The sequence below is a fragment of the Bartonella sp. TS25HLJMH genome (assembly GCF_042193505.1).
Classification (GTDB): Bacteria; Pseudomonadota; Alphaproteobacteria; order Rhizobiales; family Rhizobiaceae; genus Bartonella; species Bartonella grahamii.
Genome location: NZ_JBHILV010000093.1, coordinates 1 through 796, shown reverse-complemented (window position 1 = coordinate 796; position 796 = coordinate 1). Strand labels below are relative to the sequence as shown.

At 47.7% G+C, this 796-nt stretch carries 1 protein-coding gene; it reads left to right on the top strand.

The features are described 5' to 3' along the window. The coding region (locus tag ACFINF_RS09420) for a terminase gpA endonuclease subunit (RefSeq protein ID WP_375620617.1) at nucleotides 1-796 on the top strand (796 nt) is incomplete at both ends.

Here is a 796-nt window from a genome sequence, read left to right as displayed (position 1 = left end):
GCCCTTTATGTGATGCCAACGGTTGAGACAGCGAAGAAATTATCAAAAACCCGTCTTGACCCAATGATTATGGCAAGCCCTGCTTTAAGCGAACGCATTGCCCCAGCGCGGGCACGCGACAGCGGTAATACAATGTTTTCGAAAGAGTTTGATGGTGGGGCATTGATGCTTACAGGAGCAAACAGTGCAGCTGGTTTGCGTTCCATGCCTATTCGTTATCTGATTTTAGATGAGGTGGATGCCTATCCTCTCAGTGTGGATAACGAAGGTGATCCGGTGATGATCGCTGAAAAGCGGACCTCAACCTTTGTGCAGAGAAAGATTTTTAAATTGTCCACACCGACCCACCGTGACACAAGCCGTATCGCCAAAGATTTCGTGCTAGGAGACCAACGATATTACAATGTCCCTTGTGATGCATGTGGTGTTCTACAGCCCATTGTTTGGTCACAAATTAAGTGGCCAAAAGGCGCCCCCGAAAAAGCTGTGTTTGTTTGTGCACATTGTGGTCATGAACATGCTGAGCACAGAAAAACAGATCTCATGAGTGAAGAAAGAGGTGCGTGCTGGGTGCCTACGAGTGAATCAAGCAGACCGAATTTGCGTTCTTACCATATTTCGGCACTCTATTCCCCTTGGCTTACTTGGGGGGAATGCGCAAGAGAGTTTTTAGATGCCAAGGATGATCCGGCACTTTTGCAGCCTTTTGTCAACACAGTGCTTGGAGAGCCATGGGAAGACAGAACAGGCGAAGTTGTTGACCCTGATAGCCTCTATGCAAAACGCGAAGATTATC